A 19,021-nucleotide genomic window follows, 5' to 3' on the forward strand; every position below is an offset into this window, starting at 1 on the left:
GTACCTCCATCAACGCTGAAGGCCAGTGCTAATCTTTTAGCGCTTCACAGCGATCGTATTGCGGATCAATATCGATAAAGACTTCTTCCTTGGCCAATACAAACCATTTGGATAGGATGTCTTCTTCTTTTTTCCGTTTGGCAGCAGCCTTTAACTTTTCGTAATCGTCGGAAAGATTGGCCCGGTGGGCTGGGAATCGCTCCTTGTAATACAGTAGCCGTACCCCCGGCTCAGATCTCCTGGTACGTTGGTCTACGTCATCGTAACGAATGGGTTGGGTAATGGTGCCGACCTCCATGCTATCCAAGGTAAAATACAGTACCGGATCCTCCAGGGTTCGCAGCGTCAGGCGGTTGGATCCAGTGCCCGGATCGGTAAAGAAACCGCCGTTATCCGAGGTTTCCCTATCGTCTGAGTTTTCCTTGGCTGCTTTCGCAAACGATATTTTTTCATCCACGATTTGCTGACGGAGGCTGTCCAGAAAGCGTTCGGCCTTTTCGATATCACTTTCCGAAGGCGTGGGGATCCGCAGGATATGCCGGGTGTTGAAGGTGTTTCCCCTTCGTTCCAGGAGCTGTATCATATGAAAGCCAAACATGGTTTCCACGGGGTCGCTAATTTCACCGGGTTTGAGGGCGTAGGCCGTCGCTTCGTATTCCGGAGCGAGTTCCCCGCGCTTAAAAAATCCCAGGTCCCCCCCTTGTGCGGCAGAGGCGGGATCTTCGGAATATTGAGTAGCCATGCTGGCAAAATCGGCATCGCCGTCCAATATTCGTTTTTTGATGGAAAGCAATTGCTCGACTACCTTGTCTTTTTCTGACTGGCTAACCTCCGGTTTCTTGACGATCTGTCCTACCGAAACTTCGGCGGAGAAGAAGGGTAGGGAATCGCTGGGAATGGACCCAAAGAAGGTACGTACATCGTTGGGCGATACTTCCAGGCCTTCCGTAATGACGCCCCGCATTTTGCCTACTACCAACTGTTCCTTGACGGCATCCTGAATCTCGCTTTTTAATTGGTCCCCGGTTTTCCCGTAGGCTTCGATAAGGGTTTCTTCATCTCCGCCAAATTGCTGCAGCACCATGGTAAACCGTTGATCCGTTTGAATGATCACTTCCGCCTCGGACACGACGACCGAGTCAATTTCCGATTTGGCCATCATGAGCTTGTTGATTAGTAGGGATTCAAAAATCTGGCACCGGGAGGGAGCTTCCATGCCCTGTTGGGATTGGGAGATCGCTTCCAGGTAGGCTTTCTGTAGGTCTGACTCCAAAATGATGTAGTTATCCACCTTGGCTATGATTTTATCCAACACCTGTCCGCTGGGTTTTTCTTCTTCCACGGCTGGTTTTTCGCTGCTTGCCAGGGTATCTCCGGTATCCTGTGCCCAACTGATCTGGCTGAATACAAGTCCGGCAAGCAACAGTAGGGGTAATTTTTTGGACCCGTTATTCATAGATAGTAAATTCATTATTTTCAAGTGCATGGTTGTAAATATCTCTTTTAAGTTTGTCGGCCAGTTCCACCCTCCGTTTATTAACGATGATCTTGGAGATTTCGTCTTTGACAAATTCGAGGGGTGGGACCTGATCCTGCAGACGGTATTCCAGAATCTTGAAGTAGTAGGAGTACGTATCGTCGTCTACATGGATCAATTGTTCGTTTTGAAGGAGCTGGACCTGATTGCTATTTTGGGTAAGGGGAGTATTGATAATGATGTCGTCAAAGCTGATCCACGTGGAATCCTCCATGAAGTAATTGTTTGCATAACGAATAGCAAAGTCCTTTAGTTCTTCTTTTTGGCCCTCCTGATTGCTGTTGAGCAGCCGTTCCAGCTGTCTTTTTTGCGGCAGGGATTTCTCCAGCTTGATAAAGTTTGTACGTACGATGATTTCCTTTAAGGCAAAATTTTGTTTGTTGGCCTGGTAATAGGTTTCGATCTCCTCTGGACGGACGACCCGGTCCAATCCCGCTTCTACTACATTCTTTTCGTATTCGTAGGCAATAAGCGCATAGCGGTAGTCCAACAACTTGCGGTTAATTTCTGCTTCATTGAAGGAAAGGTTTTTACGCGCTTCCCGTATGATCAGCTGTTTTTTCACCCAACTCTGTACGTATCGGTTTACCAATTCTGCCGAGTCCAGGTCCGAAGCCATTTCCTTGCTGATATGGTCGATGTCTTCCAGGTACAGATTGGCCGTTCCCACACTGGCCACAACGGGGTTTTCCGGGTCTTCCTCCTCGGTTTTGATGCGGAAAAAGTCACAGGAAGAAAGCAGAAGCAGGCTAATTAGCCCCAACAGTGCCTTACTGCGCCAGTGACCGGAATAATTTTTCTTTTTCATCCTCATTGATTTGGATGGTGTACGTTTCTTTTAACGAAGCAAGTAGCTTTTTTTCCAGGAATTGCTGGTAATCCTGAATGAGTCTTCCCCGAGTTTCGTTGAATTCTTTCGGTTTGGCTGGAATTCTTTCTCCGGTAACAACCAGCACCGTTCGACCTTCCTCGGTGATCGTATGGAACGACTGTTCCGGGGATAACTTTTGGAGCAGGTCTTTTTTTGACCGCTCAAACAGGCCCTGCTCGTGACTGAACTTCAATGGATCTTCCCGAAGAAACCGGTTCTTTACCTCTTCTTCCAAGCCATCGCGATAGGTTTGGCCCGATAGCCAGCTTTTGACAGGCGATAGGTCCTCACGCGCATCGGCTGTTAAAATCAGCGCCGGAATTCGCTCCTCCCATTGGTAGTTTTCCCGGTTTTGTTGAAAATAGGCTCGTTGTCCGCTACTATCGTTAAGGGCTTTTTCCCATACCGCTTCGTTCATTAATTCAAATAGTAGCATCCCGTTCTTGTACTCGTTGAGAAGTTGCCGGTATTCGGGATTGGTCACATACACGTAGGCCTCTTCCCAGGTAGCCAGTTGGTTTTCCAGAAAGGCGCGGTACCAGTTGTTAAAGGAATCGGTTCCCACGGTTTCTTCTGCCGAGAAGTGCGACGCCAAAAATCCCGTAAATGCTTCGGCAGGGACCTGCCCTTGCACGGACTCGATCAGCCAGGTCTGCGTCCAATCGGTGGAATCCAGTGAGCTAACCAGCTCTCCCAGGATCTTCCCTTGACCTTCACCAAATGCATCGGATAGTTTTCGAAGCAGGGATTCATTTTCCCGCATTCTTAATCGGGATTTTTGCTGGGCGATCACCTGGCTCTGAATCATCTCGGAACGGCTGTCCCGCAGGATTCGTGATTTTATCGTGGGCAGCATCTCTTCGAAGGGAGGCACCCCCCTGCGGTCTTCCAGGCGCAGGATATGGTACCCGTATTCGGTTTTTATTGGCGGAGAAAAGTCGCCTTTTTTTTCCAGGGAAAAGGCAGCTTGCTCAAACTCCGGCACCAGTGAACCTACGCCAAACCAGGGTACCAGGCCCTTATTTGATTTGCTGCCGGTATCCTCTGAGAAGTTGCGGATAAGTTCGGGCCAGGCATCCGGATTTTCCTGAACTTTCTGGTACAGCTCAGCGATTTTCCGTCGGCTCAGGGACTCGCTCTCTGGATTATCCGACTCGCTTCGGACCAACAGGTGAGAAACCTGCACTTGGCCGGGATTGGGTCTGCGCTCATCCAGGCGGATAATGTGGTAGCCAAAGTCCGAAAGTACCGGCGCTGAAATCTCCCCAACAGAAAGCGCAAAGGCGGCCTCCTCAAACGGAAGGACCATTTGTAGCGCTGTAAAATACCCGAGATTACCCTGATTGCTTTCAACAGAGGGGTCCTCTGAATACTCCAAGGCCAGTTGGGCAAAGTCTTCTCCGCTTTCGGCGGCCTGTTTGATCTTCTCGGCCATGCGAATTACGGCGATTGAATCCTCCGCACTTGCATTTGGGGGGAATTGAAGGAGAATGTGGCTGGCTTTTACAATTTCATGCATGCGATCGTACACCTTTCGTACTTCTCCTTCCTGCAGGTCGTTTTCCAGTAAATAGGGTTTGACTAACTGTTCCTTGAAAGAGCGAAATTCGGTTTGAAACTCGGAAGTGGTATCCAGCCCGAGATCCAGCGCGTGCACGACTTTTAATTTATAGTCGATGAAAAGTTCCAGGTTTTCTTCAAATTCCGCCCGGCTGAGGCGTTGCTCCTGTAGTTGGCGGCTTTTTTTCAAAATGTATAGGAACTCCTCCCGGTCAGAGGTCCTCGCATCAATTTTTATCAGGTAGTCCGATGACTGCTGATTCTCACTGTATGTATCAGGAATCTGGACCGCATTGGCAGAAAACATTCCCCAAAAAAGGAAACATGCATGCGTTACATTCATAGAATAACCGGTACTTTCTAAGCTGCAATGTTACGAATTTTACCCCACAATTCGGGAGGTTCCCAGGGATATGTGCTGGGATTTAACATTTATTTGGATTTCAGCTTTTTGATTAGTCGGCAGGTATTGAACGAAGCGTCCGTTTCAAATTCGATTTTATCCATGATTTTCCGAACAAGCAACAGGCCCAGCCCTCCTTTTCGCTTTTCCTTCACCACTGCGTTAATTTCCGGCGATTTGTATTCGATGATGTTGAAGGCCTTTCCTGAATCCTTAATTTCAAAAATAACCCGGTCCGTCAGTAGATGGATCGTCAGTAGGATGTAACGCTGTGGATTGCACTGATGCGAATGGATAATAAGGTTTGCGCAGACCTCTTCCACTGCTAAAATCAACTGATTCTGGCTAATGGCGTTAAGTTGGGCCGGTACCAGTACCTCTGAAATAAAGGAACGAAGTTCGGCCAGCCGACTTTTTTCGCAATATAGCTTTAGTTCATGCCTCATACAGTGCTTGTTCGGCTTCCTCCTGTGTTTGCCGGATGCGAATGAGTTGGTCCAAACCCAAAATATGGAATACATTCAGTACTTTTTCGTTCAATCCGAAAATAACGAAGGATACGTTTTTTTCCTGAAAATCTTCCAAATAGGACATGAACACGCCCAGACCTGCGGAGGAGATGTATTCCAATTTTCTGCCATCTACCAGAATTTTATTGCTGTCTTCGGAAAGGGCCTGCTGGATTACTTCGTCCAGCTCCACCGAATTGCTGGCATCTACCTCCCCGTTTAATTCTATGATCAGATGATCACGATCCGCCGCCTTGTTGATTGATAACATACCTCGTTATACGCTTTACAATGGATTAAGTTTATGCCTTAAATTTGATTGCCAACAATGAATAATCGTCGTCTGGAAGGATGTCTTTTCCCACAAAGGAATAGACTGCTGTAATAATCTCCATACGAATTTCCCGTGCCGAAAGGGCGTGAAAGCGGTCCAGTAGACAGCGCAAATTGTCGTAGCCGAATTCCTGCCCTTTTTCATTTTTGGCTTCTACAATCCCGTCGGTGTATAGCACCATTACGTCTCCGGGATGGTAGGATAGTTTTCCCTCTTCCAGGTATTGATCAAAACTCGCATTTCGGACAATTCCTAACCCCATCCCTTTGATATCGAGAAAGTGGGATTTTCCCGCTTTTTTTGAATAAAACAGGGTAGGACAATGTCCCGCACGGGCAAAATGAATTTCTTTTTCCCTGGTGTTGACCGTGTAATACGTAGTGGTGATGAAATTGTTTTTTTCCAGGCAGCGGCTCAATGCGTTATTCGCTTTGGTGAGAAAATCCTTCGGACGTAAGTTGAGTTGCACCAGGCTGTGAAACACCCCTTTCATTTGAGACATGTTGAAGGCTGCCGAAGTTCCTTTTCCAGATACATCCCCAATAATCAAGGCGAAATTATCCGGATCAAAGCGATAGGTTTCGTAATAGTCGCCACCTACCTCGTCCGCTGCTGCCGAAAACCCGTCTATTTCAAAGCAGGCATTGTGGTGCAGTTCCGAAGGGAGCAAGCTTCGCTGCACCCGCTGAGCAATTTCCAGTTCTTCCCGGTAGCGTTCGTTTTTGATTGCCTCGTTGAGCAGGCGGTAATTTTCGATGGAGATGGAGGTTTGCCCCACAAACGTGGAAATGATATTGATCATTTCTTTATTGAAACCGTCCTTCACTTCCTTTAGCAAAAACAGGTCTCCAAGGACTTTTTTATTGGCCCGTATGGGGATTAACAACACCGATTGATACGTTTCATGCGGAATCTTCCCATTGATGTACTCGATTTTAGCATCCGTCTGCCCCTTCAGGTAGCCGGAAAAAGGCTCCGTATTTTTCAGCAAGTCCAGGAGTTCCTGCCGCTCGCCGTTGCTGATAAACTTCTGATGCAGTACCCGCGCTGGCAGCCCTTCCGCATCCTGTCCGTGCATTTCCAGCCAGGCGGCATCCACGTAGGCCGCACTCATGCTGCTGTCCATCAGAATATCCAATACCTGTTCCTCGTTTTCACCAGGCTGTATGGATTGGCTCAATCGCTGAAAACTAATGGCCTCCGTAAGCTTTTGCTCAAATACGGAGGAGGTCGGAAGGTTAAATAGCGTAACCAGAAAGCTGAAAACGGCATAGATCAGGACAAAAGCAAATATTCCCAATAAGAAAAGGTTTTCGCTGAGGTTGATAAAATGGATGTTTTTCTGGTTATAGGATACCATCTGTACCAGCAGGTAGGTGGTACAGGCGATGATGATGACCAGGAAGAGAATGGACTTCCATTTTTCGCGGAAGGTAAGGTAAGGAATCCATTTTAGGTTAACGGAAAGAATAACCCCATAAATGATCAGGAAAATCAAACCAAACATGAATCCGTAGTTGAAACTCTCCTGATTGATTAGCACGAAAAACATGCTAATCAGCAAAATTACTTCGTACGCCTGCCATTGTTGCACCACGGCTTTGCTTTTCTGGTACAGGATCAGGTGTTTCCAAAGCAGGGAAGTGGAAATGAGAAAAACCGTGGTCAGCGCAAAATTAACGTGGTAAAAGAAATTTCGCAGCAAAGGATCTTCGGAAAGACGGCTTCCGGCAAGCAGGTAGTAGAAGTAAATGATCAGAAACGAAACAGCAGTGGCAATCAATCCGGTAGAGGCCGCCCGCCAGATCAGGTTCAGAAAATTGCTATGCTCCTTTTTATTGATGGAGTCATTGAAATAGATGTAGAGGATGATAAAGAAAATAATTTCCAGGATCCAGGTTATTTCCTGGGAAATATCCCCTTCCATTTGGTTGATTTCACCAAAAAGCCGGACCAGATCTACAAATAGCAAGGCCAGCCATGACAGGATGGCCAGCATGATATAAATTTTTCCCCGTTGTATGTTGGGTAGTTTTACCATAGAAAATCCTACAATAATAAAAATAGAATATCAAAATTCATTGATCCCTTCAAAAAAGTATCGGGGGAGTAAGATTTAAAATCAGCCCTGCAGCGGCTACTTTTTTTTTTGAGCCCGTAAATCAGCCGTTAAGCTGAAATTCAGGGCAAAATTTCTACATTCGAGTCATGATAGATCAATCAGTGAAAATGTTACCTGGAATACAAATTTGGTTGCTACTCGGTTTGTTCCTCGCATGGGGAAGGCCTGGCAATGCGCAAAACTCCGTGCACCTACGGATAAACCAACTTGGATACCTGGCGTCAGATGTGAAGGAGGCCCTGGTTTTTAGCAAACAGCCGTTCCGCGAAAAGCTGCAGCTACGGCATGCCGAAGATTCCAGCCTGGTACTGGAAGGCAAGCCCCTTCGCGTGAAAACGGCCACATGGGGCAGTTTTGATTACTATTACAGCTTTGATTTTTCTTCAGTGGCCAAGCCCGGAAGCTACTACCTGCAAACCAAAACCTCCGGAATCAAAACCATCGCGTTTCCCGTCGGACCGCAGGCGTATGCCGGGAAGCACGAAACCTTGCTGGAGTTTATGCGGCAACAACGTTGCGGCTACAACCCCACCCTGGACATGGTGTGTCACGAAAAGGACGGCCGGAGTTTTTATGGGTCCATGCCGGACAGTACCTACCTCGATCTGAGCGGTGGCTGGCACGATGCCGGGGATCAGCTCAAATACCTGATTACTGGAAGTTATGCCACGGCTCATCTGCTGATGGCCTTCGAACTGTACCCGGATCGGTTTGCAGACGCCTACAATGCGTTGGGCCAACCCGGTAGCAACGGCATCCCGGACGTACTGGACGAAGCCAAATGGGGTCTGGATTGGATCCACAAAATGCACCCTGCACCCGAGGTCTTGTTTCATCAGGTAGCAGACGACCGCGACCACCGGGGGTTTAAAATCCCCAATCAGGATAATTCGGACTACGGCTGGGGAGCCAATAGCTATCGCGCGGCTTATGCGGCTACCGGAACACCCCAGGGACTGGGTACGTACAAAAGTGAAGCCACCGGGTTGGCTAATCTGGCCGGGCGAAGCGCAGCCGCTATGGCCCTGGCAGCGCGAATCTGGGAAGAGCACTTACAGGACAGTAGCTATGCCGCCAAATGCAGGAAAGCAGCCCTTTCCCTGTATGCACTCGGAAGAAACCAGGAAGGATACCAGCAGGGCAATTCCTATGGAGCACCGTACCGGTACAACGAAGAAACCTGGGCGGACGATATGGAATGGGCGGCAGCCGAAGTTTATGCGCTAACCAAAGAACCAGCCTATCTGGATCAGGCCAAAGCCTATGCACTGCAAAGCAGTAATCAGGATGCCTGGACGGTTCGCGATACGGCGGCACATTATCAGTTGTACCCGTTTATCAACATGGGACACTACGCACTCCACCGCCACGTAGACGAAGATTTTAAAGAAACGTTGGAAGGCTATTACCAGGAGGGCATTGCCTATACCCTGAAGCGTGCTGCTCAAAATCCGTTTCACATCGGTGTGCCGTTCATTTGGTGTTCAAATAACCTACTGAACAGCTTGGTGGCCCAGGTAATTCTTTACGAAAAAATGAGTGGAGACGACCAATTCCGCCCCTTCCTCGCAGCGCAGCGGGATTGGCTGTTTGGAAGAAATCCATGGGGCACCTCCATGTTTACCGGGATGCCCGCGGCAGGGGAATATCCGGAGGATGTACATACCAGCGTGTACGTGATGCTTGGCCTGGAAGTTCCGGGAGGGCTGGTGGACGGTCCGATTTACCGGAGTATTCACGATAGCCTTTTGGGCCTTACATTAAACGATCCGGATGAATTTGCCCATCTGCAAAACCGCCATGTGGTCTATCAGGACGATGTAGGCGACTACAGCACCAATGAACCCACCATGGATGGAACCGCCGGAGCCATTTTAATGATGGCGCATTTTGGGATACCCGTCAAATAATCGGGCAAGGAAACGCCGACTTACAGCATGGCTTTTCGCATAAAGGAAAGCTGCTCGTGGATTTCCTGCCAGGAAAAGGGCAGCCTGGATTGTGAGTGGGCCAGGGCATCCCGGAGCTTGCCAATATTTCGAACCATGGCATCGTATTGCTCCCGGCTGGCCCCGAGCATCAGTTGTTTGTAGCGTTTGTTTTTTGAAAAAATACTGCCCAAATCCGCCAGTTGCAGGCACTGAATCAGGTCAATCTCTTCGTTGCGGTTTTTTTTGAGTTGATACAATGCTTCCGCGGAAGCCAGCCGCTCCGAGGACAGGCTGTTTTGCCATGCCGGCACCTGGGATTTTACCCGATCTCTGAGAAAGGTTTCCCAGACGCTGATGTAGCCGATTACTACCAGCCGCATGGGGATTTTGTCTAAATCGCTTTGGGTGACGATATGGGATATACCTCCCTCCGTCTCGATGAAAAAACGCCTCTGGTGCAACAGTTTTTCGAAGGCCTGGATCAAGGGCGTAGGGCCCTGAAGCAGGTCTGCAGCTGCGAGGGGCCTCGGAGCGGGATCTCCACTGTCAAATTTCCGAAGCCCCTCGGGTGTTTGGACCAGAACAGATTGAAAATTCCGACTGGCCATTTCTTCCAGGTAGCTTGTGGCTGGAAAGGGACGGGTCTTTTCGGCAATGCTTAGCACCGGTACATACCGGTCAAAGAGATCAATCAAGGGCTGCTGGTTTGCAAGGGATACGCCCTTCTTCGGAGCTTCGTTCGCCATTTTCTGGATAATTTCTTTCTGGAAGGTTGAATTTAACCATTCCCGCCGGTATATTGAGCATGTATCGCTTTCGTGCAGGGTTAGCGCTGCGAAAACCGGGAAGCAGGGCAAGAATATTTTCTCACTACGTATGATTACAGGAAAGCAACCTCCCGTAACGGAGGAAGTCAGGGAATTGGCCAGGCTGGTTTGGGATTACCACCTACTTGGCCATAGCTTGGAAAACAGCCATGCGATTTTGGTGCTGGGGAGCCACGATCCCCGCGTCGCGGAACGGGGTGCAGCGCTTTGGTTGGACGGGAAGGCGCCTTTGCTGATTTTTTCAGGAGGGCTCGGTAACTTTACTGCGGGGCTTTGGGAAGAACCAGAAGCCGTCCTATTCGGCCGGATTGCCCGAGAGATGGGGGTTCCGGAAGAAGCCATGCTCCTCGAGAGCCGGTCGACCAATTCGGGCGAAAATATGCGGTTTACACGGGAATTGCTCAAAAGCAGAGGGTTGAATCCACACTCCTTTATTATCGTGCAAAAACCGTACATGGAACGACGGGCCTATGCGACCTTTAAAAAAAACTGGCCAGATAAATCCGTACGAGTGACCAGTCCGCAAATTGCCTTCGAGCAGTACCCCAACGAATCCATTTCTTTGGAGGTAATCATCCAATCCATGGTGGGCGACTTGCAGCGCATTCGGGAATATCCGAAAATGGGATTCCAGATCCACCAGGATATTCCGGGTCCGGTATGGGCGGCCTTTGAGCGCCTGGTAGCCCTGGGATTTGATCAGCACCTGATCCGCTGAGGCTTATTGATCCAATGCTTCTTTAAACACAGCCAGTGCCCGTTCCCGGGCCATTTTGTGGTCCACGATGGGTTCTGGATATTGATCGGTTCCGTATTCCGGTACCCAGGTTTTGACATAGCGCAGGTCCTTATCGAATTTTTCCAATTGGGAAGCCGGGTTGAATATCCGGAAATACGGTTGGGCATCCGTGCCGGTACCCGCCGCCCATTGCCAACCGCCATTGTTGGAGGACAACTCGTAGTCCAGCAATTTCTTCGCAAAATAGGCTTCACCCCAGCGCCAGTCGACCAGCAGGTGCTTGGTCAGAAAACTGGCCGTAACCATGCGTACCCGGTTGTGCATGTAGCCTGTGGTATTCAGTTCCCGCATGCCCGCATCTACCAGGGGATAACCCGTTTTTCCCTCGCACCAGTAGGAAAACTCTTTCTCGTCATTTCTCCAGGGTATGCGGTCGTAGGCTGGTTTAAACGCTTTATCCACCACCTGGGGGTTGTGGTACAGGATCATCATGTAAAATTCCCGCCAAATCAATTCGTTCAGAAAGGTCTCGTTCAATGAAGCCGCTTCCAATGCCAGTTTACGTATGCTGATGGTGCCGAACCGCAGGTGAATGCCCAAGCGGCTGGTACCCGCTTTCGCCGGAAAATTCCGGGTCTGGTCGTAGTTCCGAATGCGTGTATCATCTACTTCAGGCGAGGGTAGCTTGATTTTCGACGCTTCAAAACCGATCGCACGCAAACTCGGCAGGGGCAGTGGTTTGGTTTGGAAAAACGCCTGTTTCCTACCATCCAGCTTTACGGGGGTAATTTGAGTCTTCTCGAATTTTTGCAACCAGCGTTTGCTGTAGGGAGTAAAGACCTTGTAAAAATCACCTTTGTCCGTGGTGATTTCGTCCGTTTCAAAAATTACCTGGTCTTTGAAATCGTAGAAATCAATGCCCTGCTGCTGCAAATAGTCAGCTACTTCCGCGTCTCTCTTTTTGGCATAGGGTTCGTAGTCCCTATTGGTATATACGTTTTGGATGGGGTATTCCTGTGTCAGCGACTGGAATACCTCCAGGGGCTTTCCGTGACGGACAAGCAGGGAACTGTGGTAGGCAGCCAGTTCCTCCCGCAATCGGGAAAGCTGCTCGTGAATGAATGTGACACGGGCGTCCGTCTTGTCTTCCAATCGGTCCAGTATTTCCGCGTCAAAAATAAACAGGGGAAGCACCTGTTTTTCTTGTTGATGGGCATAATACAATCCCAGATTATCTTCCAGTCTAAGGTCTCTTCGAAACCAAAACAGCGTGAGTTTGTCCATGAAACTATAAGTCAGGTCGGTGTAAAAATGTTTAGGGGCTTTCGGGCAGATTCGTATCCAGGATGCGGATACCGGATGGATCCAACGCTGGATCAGGGCGGAACAATTCGGGAGCTACCTCGTCCAGATCAATGGTAAAATCGCCCCGAAGGTATTCGTCTGAATCGCTGATCGGCAGATCTCTGCTTCTGCTGAAATTCTGGAAAAGCTCTTTTAATGAGCTAAACAGCAGGTTTTGGGAGACCGAGACCCCGTAGGTGTTGGGGGCCCGGTTGTTGATGTTGAGCGCAGTGAAGGTATTGAAGTTGTTGCGGTTGTAGACCCGTACCCGATACCGTCCGTCTTCGGTGAGCAGGTATTCTGCCTGCCAGTCTCCTGCGATGGTATTAAAATCGGCATTTCCCTGCAGGTCGGTAAAGCCACCATCCCGCGTCACCCGGAGGCGCCCGTCGAAGAATGTATAGGCCACCCGCAGCTGAAACGTTTCGAGTGCGGTTTCGTCCAGGCCTACCAGATCAAAATCGATCTCCAGGTTTTCATCCACCTGAGCGATCAGGTTGTTTAGCTGGGAAGAAATCAATTGACTCAGGTTGGAAAAGCCGATACCCGCCCCGCTGAATTGTCCTTCCGGAGAAAAGCGCCGCAACATGATCAGGGAAAATACCTGCCGGTTTTTTTCTTGCTCGTCGTTTGCGATCCGGTTTCGGAATGCCGAAATGGTCGTTTGCAATTCGCTATCTTCGGGAAATTCGGAAAAGTCAAAATCAAAACCGATATCCGGAGAAAGCAAGGGGCCATCCAGATCCATGATTACCTGCACCGGAAAGCGGCGTTTCAACTGATTGCTTTCAAACTGGTTTTGGCTGGTATTGGTCTGCAGGGAGGCCAGCGATACATTTTCTTCGTAAAGGGCCGAAATATCCATCACCCCCTCGTAGGGATCGCCGTACCAGTTGATCACGCCTCCGGGTTCTATCAGGAATTTTTTGTTGATCACGTTGTAGAGAGAAAAATTATACACCGCATCCACTATTTCAAAGTTGCCGGCCATGGTAAAGTTCCCTTGCGTATCGATGTTCAGGTTCAGGACGCCCCTACCCCTGCCCTGGATATTTTCCTCCGTTTTTGGGTCAATTTGAATCTCTACATAGGCATCGGGAGTGAGATCCAGATTCAGGTTCATGCGCAGGTTGTTGAGCGTTAGTTTGTCCACGCTTTCTTCAAAGCTCACCTCCCGTGTGGTGTCCCGTACATTGATGATGTTGATAAAATCCTCCTGGGTTTGCCCGTTGGAGCCTCCGATGGGGATGTAAACCCGGGTATTGGGTTGGGAGGTGGCGTTGGCGGTTAGGTCCAGGTTATTGGCGGCCCCAAACACATTGATGTCACCTGAGGCATAGGCCATTCCAAAAAACAAGTCGTTGTCAGCCGCGCTCGTATTCATGACCTGAAAATTGGTAAAGGCGGCGTTTAGGTCCAGGATGAAATTGTCGAAATTATCGTGGGTAATGCCCCCCCGAAGGCGGGCTGTATTGTTGTTTACATCCCGGAGCTCCAGTCCCCGGAAGCTGATGTCGTTTGGCTCAAAGATCACATTTCCATCGACCTTGTAGGTGGTGTTGAGGTAATTGAACCGAAAAGTTGCTCCTTCCAGTTTTCCCAGACCTTCGACGCTGGGCCGTGTCAGGCTGCCCCCTATCCGTAGGTTGCCACTCAGGTTGCCATCGATCTGGCTGAGAAAGTCGGAAATAAAGGGCTCGACCACCGACAAATTGGCTTCTTCAAAACGCGCGTTCAGCCCCATGTCTTTCGCTTTAGATGCCAGGTTTCCGGTTAGTTCGATCACCTTTTTTCCCTCCCGGTAATTTTGGAGGGAAAGGTTGATGGCATTGTTAGCAAAATAGGCGGTCGCTTCGATCTCCCCTACCAGAAAATCGTTTATCCGGATGCCTTCAATGGAGAGATTACCCTGCATGCCTTCCTTATTCCAGCCTTCTGCCAGGCTGATCGCACCGTTGGCGGTGCCTGCGTATTCACGCATCCCAAAAGAGTTTAGAAAATCCAAATTCAGTTCATGAATGGCGATTTCCAATTGATCACCCGGATCCGTATTAATTTTCCCCTCTCCGGAGAGGTATTGGTTTTCGTGAAAGATTTTGAGATTTTCAAATTGTGTTTCGCCACTGCCAATGGTGATGCTATTTCCCGGTTCGAATTGCCAGTAATCCTCCAATAGCTTTATTTCAGAGGGGGCAAACGTTATCTGGGTCTGGTTTCTTGACAGATTGATCGCCGCAGAAATATCCGCATAGCTTTCCGTGTTCAACTGGTCCATGTAAAAGGAAAGGTTTAGCTGGGACTGGTCCCAGATGGTTTCCATGGAAAGGTTGTGAAAATTAAATCCGGAGTTTAACTGGATCTCTTGGGAAATTACGTAAAAGGAGGCCAAGACCTCCTCGCTGTCTTTGTATTTGGAGGTATTGAGATCAATATCGGTATTGAAAAAGTAATTGCTGTTGTAATAGATGGTATCGATCCCGGTGTAGAAATTAAATACCGTATTGCGCTCGGTTTTATAAAAAGCGCCCTCCACCTGCGTATTGCTGGAAATAAACATTCGCGGATCGATCAGGTTGAGAATTGGGTTTGGATCCCGCAGGTCCAACGTCAGGTCAATGTGGTACGGTTCTCCGGTTTGCATCTGGGACGTAGGGGGTGGAGTGTAGTCGTTCGTCAGGATGGCATAATAGTCTTCCCATAGACGCTGCAGGTCCTGGCCCAATTGCTGCACCTTAAAATCCCCGCTGATTCCCGCCACCAATAAATCCGAATTCAGGGAAATGACCCGGGAGTCCTCCGTAAATAGGGACTGGAATAAAAAGTAATCCAGGAAGAGATCCCGGCCATCGTAGCTGATCAGTACGTCCCGGAATCGGGTCACGCCTTCGATGGTGTCCCAGTGAATCCCTTTGGTATCCAATTCGAAATTTCCGCTCAGAAAGATGTCTTTTTCGGTGAGTTGGATCGGGCTGAGAAATGCCGTATCCAATCGCAGGGTCAGGTTTGCGGAATCTTTGTTGTTACGCAAATCCAGGGTTCCGTCCACCTCCATCACCAGGTTGGGGTCGTTTACACGAAGGGTCCCTTGAAACAAGTCTTTTCCGTAGGTAGCCTTGGTTTCTATTTGGGTGTATTCGTAGCTATTGATGCCGATTTTACTGATGCGCGCATCCAACTCGATAAGTGCGGTGTTTACGGTAAGTCCGGTTCCTTTCAAGTCTCCGTTAAAACTAACTTTTTGAAAATTTTCGGGTTCTTCGGTCAATACTCCCAAATCCACTTCACGGGCTTCCAACTGCCCCTCATAGGTAGGGACACCGGCTTCGTCCCGGTAGTTGAGTTGCCCTTTGAGCAGACCGATTTCTGTGCGAAAATCTCCTTTGGCCACAAAGTCGGTCAGGTACCCGTCAAAATCGGAATCAAACCGGATTGTTCCGAATTTATCCAGTTCCCTCCGGGCTTCCGAGCTGATATAGGGATACAGGTCTTCCGGGAGCAACACGGAATTTGCCAGGGAGAGGTTAAAGAAGGTTTCTGCGACCTGGGGCAGCCCTTCGATGTTGAATTTGCCGAAAAGTGCGCTTCGTTCGCCAAACCGCAGCAGGAGTTCTTCCGAAAAGATGGAGTTTACTTTACCGATAATCTCCCCACTGAGGTAAATCCGGTCGTCAATGGCCGGAATATTGTCCGAAAAATAGCCCAAGTCGCGAATGTCCAGCACCGTTTCGTCCAGTTGGGCGATTAAATCCACTTTTCGGTTAAAGTCCCTTAAATCGGCGACCGTTTCGTAATCCAGGCGCAGGTAATTTTTGATCACCGTCTCGTTGGATTTCAGGAAGAGGTATTTAAACTCCATCCCGGTGCTGGAATAGGTGAAATCGGTTCGCAGCTGTTGAAATACCATGCCGGAATTGGCTTCCACCCCCTTCATGTAGCGTAGGTCAAATCCCAGGGTGTCCCGGCGCACGTAGAAATCTTCGGCCTTGGCCACCAGGTCCCGAAACAGCAGGTTGGCATAATCAAACGGGATGTCTATTTCGGGCTGGGTATAGTCAATGATGTCCAGCGAGGTCTGATCAAAGGAAATGGAGGAAATGTGAAAGGTCGACGTTTGGTTTGTTTTCTCCCTGGGCTTTGAGAAAAAGGCAGCTCGAAGGCGTTCAAGAAACACCGAAATGTTCAGTCCTTCTCCGTCCGGATGGGTCAATAGGCGGACGTTTCCATTTCGTAGATTCACTTCGTCCAGGCCGGGCTCTTCGCTGTCAAGTAATCCCCGTACGGAAAAGTCAATGTATACTTCATCCAGATCGGCCATTAGGCTGTCCTGAAGGTCGTAAATTCGTACATTCCGGAGGCTGACTGCATCCCACCAGCGGATGTTCACCCGGCCAATATCGGTCTGGTAGCCTGTATTTGCAGAAACCCGGTTGGTGACAATCCCGACTAGATAGGTTTGAATTCCCGGAATTTGAAGGAGCAGTGTCAGGAAGAGCAGCGTGAACAGCAGGTAGCGCAGGACAAGAGAGACTCTCCTGAGGGCTTTCAGCAAAATTTCCTTAACTTTCGGTTTATTTTCCAACAGACGCTAAATGAGTTGTACTATATTGGCTATCGAATCCTCTTGTGATGAAACGTCGGCAGCGGTGATTTCTGATGGCAAAATACTTAATAATATTGTGGCCACGCAATCCGTGCACGAGAAATATGGGGGGGTGGTGCCCGAGTTGGCCTCCCGTGCCCATCAGCAACACCTGATACCGGTGGTCTCGGAAGCCCTTAGCTCAGCCGGCGTCTCCAAAAAAGACCTGAGCGCTGTGGCCTTTACCAGGGGGCCAGGCCTGATGGGGGCACTGCTGGTTGGCGGCTCCTTCTCAAAGGCATTTGCGTATGCGTTGAATATCCCCTTGATTGACGTAAACCACATGGAGGCGCATGTATTGGCGCACTTTATCGAAGCCCCTTCACCAGCATTTCCCTTTATCTGTTTGACGGTAAGTGGAGGGCATACGCAGCTGGTGCTTGTCAGGAGCCACCTGGATATGGAAGTGCTTGGTGAGACCTTGGACGATGCAGTAGGAGAGGCCTTTGATAAGATTGCCAAAATACTGGGATTGCCCTATCCCGGTGGGCCTCATCTGGATCGGTTGGCGGCAAAAGGTGACCCAGGAACCTTTGCCTTTCCCCTATCCGACATGAAGGACCTTGCCTTTTCGTTTAGCGGAATCAAGACGGCCGTTTTGTATTTTCTGAGGGAAAATAGTCGAAAAGAGCCGGGTTTTATTGCCAAAAATCTGGAAGACATTTGCGCTTCGGTACAGCATACGCTCATCAAAATGCTCATGAAGAAGCTGGTGAAAGCCAGCCGGGAACGGGGGATTCGGGAGGTGGCCATTGCAGGAGGGGTTTCGGCAAACTCCGGCTTGCGCCGTGCGTTAAATGAAGCAGCGCAAGAAAACAACTGGCGAGTTTATCTCCCTAAACTGGAATATTGCACCGACAATGCCGCCATGGTGGCCATGGCGGCACATTATAAGTTCCTGGAAGGGAAATTTTGCGAACTGGACATCAGTCCGCTGGCAAAAATGAAAATTGGATACCATGGCTAAGAAAAACACGTTCGATAAGATCATCAACATTAAAAATAAAAAGGCGAGCTACGAGTTTGAATTTATTGATACATTCAAAGCGGGCCTGGTACTGCGGGGCTCGGAAATAAAATCGATCCGGGAGGGCAAGGTTTCCCTGACTGAGGCCTATTGTTATTTTAAAGGCGAAGAGTTATTTATCAAGCAGATGCACATCGCGCCCTACACCCTTGCCACGCATTACAACCACGACCCGGTACGTGAGCGCAAACTTCTGTTACAAAAACAGGAACTCCGGAAACTTCAAAATAAGTTTTCTGAAAAAGGCCTTTCCATTGTACCGGTACGGATATACATCAACGATCGGGGCCTCGCCAAAATGGAAATTGCGCTGGCGAAAGGAAAGAAAATACACGATAAAAGGCAATCCATAAAAGAAAAAGATGCAAAACGCGACCTCCAACGAATGGCTTTCTGAAGCGGCTTTTGGAATCTGTCGGATAGCGGTGCTTTCCTTGTACCGGGAGCCGGTGCCGGGTTCCGGGATGAGTTCCCAGCTGCTTTTTGGGGAACGGTACCGTATTTCCCGCCGGAGCGAAGATGGAAAATGGCTATTTTCAGCCGGAGAAAATCAGGCAGGCTCCGGCTGGATGCTGGCCTCCCAGCACCATGCGCTGGAGGAAGCGGAGTTTGAACAGTTGGGGCAGTTGGCTTTACACGTCACCACGAGTCCTATCAGCCAACTAATCTGGGACAAAACACCGCTGCACCTACTGCCCGGAAGCCAGCTGCACGCCGACCGAAACGAGCTTTTTGACTGGGCGGCCTCATTTTCATTCAGGGGGGAAAGCCGGCCTTTCGCGGAAAAGCTGACACGAAGGCAACTACTTACCATTGCCGGGTCGTTTCTCAACGCACCCTACCTTTCCGGTGGGAGAAGTCTTTTCGGGCTATTTGACGGAAGTTGGCTGCAGTTGGTCTTTAAAATCGGTGGCTATCGGGTGCCGAACTACCTGTCCGAACTTCTGACCGCCGGGGAGGAGGTGGGCCTGTCCGGTATGCAGGCAGGGGACGTGGTGATTTTTGGTAACGAAAAAGGGATCCCTTCCCAGGCCGGTCTGTATGCAGGGGAGGGGCAATTGCTGCGAATAGACGGGAAAGTTCGTTTTTTGGATTTTGATCCCGAAAATTGGCTTCCTTCGAAAAACAAATTTCCTAACGCTCAGGTTCTCCATGTTAAAAATCTCATGAAAAAATGA

General features: G+C 49.3%; 14 protein-coding genes. 5 read left to right on the forward strand and 9 right to left on the reverse strand.

Going from position 1 to position 19,021, the window contains the following annotated elements; genetic code table 11:
- Positions 1-28: 28 nt before the first annotated feature.
- The 6 genes from BMW71_RS08540 to BMW71_RS08565 all read right to left on the reverse strand — a co-directional run bounded on the left by BMW71_RS08540 (position 29) and on the right by BMW71_RS08565 (position 7,255).
- On the reverse strand, positions 29-1,471 hold the full coding sequence (locus BMW71_RS08540) for a peptidylprolyl isomerase (RefSeq protein ID WP_092172122.1): 1,443 nt from the start codon (positions 1,469-1,471) through the stop codon (positions 29-31).
- A complete protein-coding gene (locus tag BMW71_RS08545) occupies positions 1,449-2,345 on the reverse strand; it encodes a peptidyl-prolyl cis-trans isomerase (RefSeq protein WP_317041134.1) in 897 nt (298 codons plus the stop codon). Before BMW71_RS08545 ends, BMW71_RS08540 begins: the two co-directional genes overlap by 23 nt.
- Positions 2,308-4,311, reverse strand: coding sequence for a peptidylprolyl isomerase (locus tag BMW71_RS08550; protein ID WP_092172128.1), 2,004 nt, complete (start codon positions 4,309-4,311; stop codon positions 2,308-2,310). Before BMW71_RS08550 ends, BMW71_RS08545 begins: the two co-directional genes overlap by 38 nt.
- Positions 4,312-4,400: 89 nt before the next feature.
- A complete protein-coding gene (locus BMW71_RS08555) occupies positions 4,401-4,817 on the reverse strand; it encodes an ATP-binding protein (protein ID WP_092172131.1) in 417 nt (138 codons plus the stop codon).
- Positions 4,807-5,151, reverse strand: a complete 345-nt coding sequence (locus BMW71_RS08560) for an STAS domain-containing protein (RefSeq protein ID WP_092172134.1) — start codon at positions 5,149-5,151, stop codon at positions 4,807-4,809. The genes BMW71_RS08555 and BMW71_RS08560 overlap by 11 nt, the downstream gene beginning before the upstream one ends.
- Positions 5,152-5,182: 31 nt before the next feature.
- Complete coding sequence (locus tag BMW71_RS08565; protein ID WP_092172137.1) at positions 5,183-7,255, reverse strand: GAF domain-containing SpoIIE family protein phosphatase; 2,073 nt, start codon at positions 7,253-7,255, stop codon at positions 5,183-5,185.
- Between the two features lie 188 nt (positions 7,256-7,443).
- On the opposite strand from BMW71_RS08565, the gene BMW71_RS08570 reads away from it, so the two are divergent.
- Positions 7,444-9,246 (forward strand): glycoside hydrolase family 9 protein, encoded by a 1,803-nt coding sequence (locus BMW71_RS08570; protein WP_092172140.1) that lies wholly within the window; start codon positions 7,444-7,446, stop codon positions 9,244-9,246.
- Between the two features lie 20 nt (positions 9,247-9,266).
- Here the strand turns inward: BMW71_RS08570 and BMW71_RS08575 are convergent, their stop codons facing one another.
- A complete protein-coding gene (locus BMW71_RS08575) occupies positions 9,267-10,013 on the reverse strand; it encodes a hypothetical protein (protein WP_092172143.1) in 747 nt (248 codons plus the stop codon).
- Between the two features lie 130 nt (positions 10,014-10,143).
- On the opposite strand from BMW71_RS08575, the gene BMW71_RS08580 reads away from it, so the two are divergent.
- Positions 10,144-10,812, forward strand: a complete 669-nt coding sequence (locus BMW71_RS08580; RefSeq protein ID WP_092172146.1) for a YdcF family protein — start codon at positions 10,144-10,146, stop codon at positions 10,810-10,812.
- Positions 10,813-10,815: 3 nt separating this feature from the next.
- Here BMW71_RS08580 and BMW71_RS08585 read toward each other — a convergent pair whose 3' ends face one another.
- Positions 10,816-12,117 carry a cryptochrome/photolyase family protein gene (locus BMW71_RS08585; protein WP_092172149.1) on the reverse strand — a complete coding sequence of 434 codons (1,302 nt, stop codon included), beginning with the start codon at positions 12,115-12,117 and terminating at the stop codon, positions 10,816-10,818.
- A 31-nt stretch (positions 12,118-12,148) separates the two neighbouring features.
- Positions 12,149-16,756 carry a translocation/assembly module TamB domain-containing protein gene (locus tag BMW71_RS08590; RefSeq protein WP_092172152.1) on the reverse strand — a complete coding sequence of 1,536 codons (4,608 nt, stop codon included), beginning with the start codon at positions 16,754-16,756 and terminating at the stop codon, positions 12,149-12,151.
- Positions 16,757-16,766: 10 nt separating this feature from the next.
- On the opposite strand from BMW71_RS08590, the gene tsaD reads away from it, so the two are divergent.
- Genes tsaD through BMW71_RS08605 form a run of 3 tightly spaced genes read left to right on the forward strand, consistent with a single transcriptional unit; the run spans position 16,767 to position 19,021 of the window.
- Positions 16,767-17,783, forward strand: coding sequence for a tRNA (adenosine(37)-N6)-threonylcarbamoyltransferase complex transferase subunit TsaD (tsaD, locus tag BMW71_RS08595; protein ID WP_092172155.1), 1,017 nt, complete (start codon positions 16,767-16,769; stop codon positions 17,781-17,783).
- Entirely contained in the window at positions 17,776-18,240 is a 465-nt protein-coding gene (smpB, locus tag BMW71_RS08600) for an SsrA-binding protein SmpB (RefSeq protein WP_092172158.1), read from the forward strand. Before tsaD ends, smpB begins: the two co-directional genes overlap by 8 nt.
- Positions 18,206-19,021 (forward strand): C40 family peptidase, encoded by an 816-nt coding sequence (locus tag BMW71_RS08605; RefSeq protein WP_092172161.1) that lies wholly within the window; start codon positions 18,206-18,208, stop codon positions 19,019-19,021. The genes smpB and BMW71_RS08605 overlap by 35 nt, the downstream gene beginning before the upstream one ends.

The sequence above is a fragment of the Cyclobacterium xiamenense genome, assembly GCF_900109255.1.
Lineage (GTDB): Bacteria > Bacteroidota > Bacteroidia > Cytophagales > Cyclobacteriaceae > Cyclobacterium > Cyclobacterium xiamenense.